The sequence below is a fragment of the Microcoleus sp. CAWBG640 genome, assembly GCF_020883015.1.
Classification (GTDB): Bacteria; Cyanobacteriota; Cyanobacteriia; order Cyanobacteriales; family Microcoleaceae; genus Microcoleus; species Microcoleus anatoxicus.
Genome location: NZ_JAHRFC010000050.1, coordinates 1 through 3092 on the forward strand (window position 1 = coordinate 1; position 3092 = coordinate 3092).

The following is a 3092-nucleotide window of genomic DNA, read 5'->3' on the forward strand; positions in this document are numbered from 1 at the left end:
GGAGTTGGCGTTGTCACCGGAGTTGGCGTTGTCACCGGAGTTGGTGTTGTCACCGGAGTTGGTGTTGGGGCTGGTGTTGGGGCTGGTGTTGGGGCTGGTGTTGGGGCTGGTGTTGGGGCTGGTGTTGGGGCTGGTGTTGGTGTCGGACTAGCTGCAAACGTGCTACTGGCAACATTGAGCAAAACCGCGATCGCCCGATTGCTACTTTTATCTATCATCACCGTATCGCCACTACCAGCACCATTAGCACCCGTACCCGCACTAAAAGTGAAGTTATCAAAATTCAAAATGCCGTTGTCACTGGCAATGCGATCGCCTCCATTTTGATAATCAGTAATGTAATCAATGTTGTCATCATCTAGCAGTAGGAAAAATGTGTCATTGCCACTGCCACCTGTTAAAGTATCGATACCGCGATCGCCGTGCAAACTATCATTGCCACTACCACCGACAATTGAATCATTACCTTGACCGCCGCACAAGCAATCATCTCCATCTCCTCCGATAACAGTATCTTCATCTTTATCGCCGCGAAGGGAATCATTGCCACCTCCGCCCTCAATTTCATCATTTCCTTTGCCACCATACACAACTTCACCATCAGAGGAACCGCTGACAGTATCATTGCCTTTTCGAGTTATCAATCCTCCAGATAAATCCTGAAGTTGTCCAGCTTCGAGTGCAACATTGTCTGCTGTATCTTCTCCGACCAAATAAATTCCTTGTCGTTTGATAGTCATAATTTTCCCACCTATTTGGTTTACTCTGAAAGATACTCAACACGCTTCTGAATTAGTCTTTTTGTTGATTTGTGAAAAGTAGTAAGGTGGAGATTACCACCTTACAAAAACATATTTCAGGCTATATTGGTGTACCAAAAACTTGTACGAAATAGTCTTTATTTCCCTGGCTGGCATAACCAAAACCTATTTCTTTCAAGTTGGGGTTTAGGATATTCTCTCGATGACCGCGACTGTCCATCCACGATACGATAGCGCTTTTAGGATCGGGGTATCCACTAATATTTTCTGCCCACCAACTAAATTGATAACCAGTACGGCTAATGCGAGTACCAGGATCAGAACCATCCAGTCCAGTGTGATCGAAGTAATTTTTACTCGCCATATCAATAGCGTGTAAATCAGCAGCTTGATCCAACCGATCGGAAAATCGCAGTGGTGATAAACCAGCTTTGCTCCGTTCCGCATTTGTGAGTTGTAACAACTCAGCATCAAATTTATCTGTCTCAGAATTTTGTGATGGAGTCGGAATAGGAGTCGGAGTCGGAGTCGGAGTCGGAGTCGGAGTCGGAGTCGGAGTCGGAGTCGGAGTCGGAGTCGGAGTCGGAGTTGCTGTCACATTTCCACCGATAATTTTCCTTGAAACACTCCCAACATCCCCAGTAAAATTGGTCAACAATGCTAAGACTTTATCAAAAGCAGAACCCCCATTGCTGCTAACATAAACTCCCACACTATTGCTATCATTACGAGCTACTAAAAAGCGAGATCCAGTCAAATCATCTAACAGTTCGATAGAATCAGAACCAGCATCAAAGTCGCGGATAATAGCTAACCCATCGCTCGTGAGACCAAAGGTATCACTTCCGCCGCCACCTATCAGCGTATCTGTGTCACCACCGCCGACTAAGTAATCAGCTCCTTTGCCGCCAAACAGTTGATCTGCACCTAATCCACCTTCAATGTAGTCGCTATCCCGACCGCCACTGATTACATCATTACCCGCATCACCCAACAGATAATCACTTCCAGCACCGCCAACGATCAGATCGTCTCCCGCATCGCCCCATAGCGTGTCATCGCCAGCATAGCCGTAAATTTCTACGGGTTCTGACTGCTCCCAAATGAGTTGATCGTCTTGCGTTGTTCCATCTAAACGAGCCATATTTAATCTCCAATTTGTCAAGTCTATTTGTTTGCCAAAAACACAAAAGGCCGGAGAAGGGTCGATCGCACATAATGCGAAATCACCACTTCCCCAGCCCCGCGAACATCACATCCGTCTCGGACTCTATTCAATTGTTTGAAAATACGATGCTTGAAAATACGATACTGCCGACCATTGAAGCCGTACAGGGTAGATGCTTGTGGGTTTACTTCCCGTCAATTAAGAACAAGCTACACCATTTAATTTAACCTGTCAATACCTTCCCTTATCTTTATTGTACAGAGTTTCATGGTGGGGTGGGGGCGGGTTTATAAAATTTATCTGTGGGTGACAAAAATTATCGGTGAACCCGCCCCTACAAATTTATCCCCATATTTTAGAGGCCTGTAGGGGCGGGTTCGCCTAGATATTTGACACCCGTCAACAAATTATCTAAACCCGCCCCAACCCCGCCGATCGCACCTATTCCTTTGAATTCCACTCCCGAACATCTTCCTCAGAAATGTGATACCGATAAAAAGTTGAACCTTTCACAGTCACTTGAATTTTACCTTTACCCCTTTCCGCTTTCTCACTCTCAATAGTCACCTGTCCAAACCCTGTTTCTGCCCAAGTTTCACACAAAATCTTCTCAACTTGATTCAAAACCTTATTAATCGGATTCTCTCTGTTTTCTGGCGCTGATGACATATCTGTTTCCACCTTCTGAGTTGACTTAGCTTTGCTGTTGCTGTCGCCTGCTTTATCAGCCCGATCGCCTGCTGCATCCTCTGATACAAACCTCATAGCTTCTGACTCCCTAAATTTCAGCCTCTATATAGATTTCGGAAATAGCCCTATGTTTTTACGCATAATTCCAGCTTTTGTAACAAACATTTACACGATCGCCCTATCTCTCACTACCTATCCCAAAAACTTAATTTAGTTTTACACCCAAAAACCGGATTTCTTACCTAGATGCTGCATTTCAGCCTTCAACTAGAACCAAAAAACCCGGTTTCTGTAATATTTACACCTAAGCCCTAATCATGTATGGGCAAATTCCACCATCAACTATTTACTCTGCTTCACAATCTGTCCCCCGTCGCCAATACTCAAACCAGCATTAGGAAAATCGCTTTTCGTCAGACGCCGAATCAACTTCACACTCCTAAAATCATCATCCAAAGACGGAATACCCTGGC

At 45.1% G+C, this 3092-nt stretch carries 2 protein-coding genes and 1 pseudogene; all 3 read right to left on the reverse strand.

Annotation, left to right across the window (positions count from 1 at the left end):
- Nucleotides 1-740 (reverse strand): annotated as a pseudogene (locus AAFP11_RS21215) (calcium-binding protein); the annotation flags it as partial.
- Nucleotides 741-861: 121 nt separating this feature from the next.
- Entirely contained in the window at nucleotides 862-1905 is a 1044-nt protein-coding gene (locus tag AAFP11_RS21220; protein ID WP_341738858.1) for a CAP domain-containing protein, read from the reverse strand.
- Nucleotides 1906-2370: 465 nt separating this feature from the next.
- Nucleotides 2371-2694, reverse strand: a complete 324-nt coding sequence (locus AAFP11_RS21225) for a hypothetical protein (RefSeq protein WP_341738859.1) — start codon at nucleotides 2692-2694, stop codon at nucleotides 2371-2373.
- Nucleotides 2695-3092: the final 398 nt, after the last annotated feature.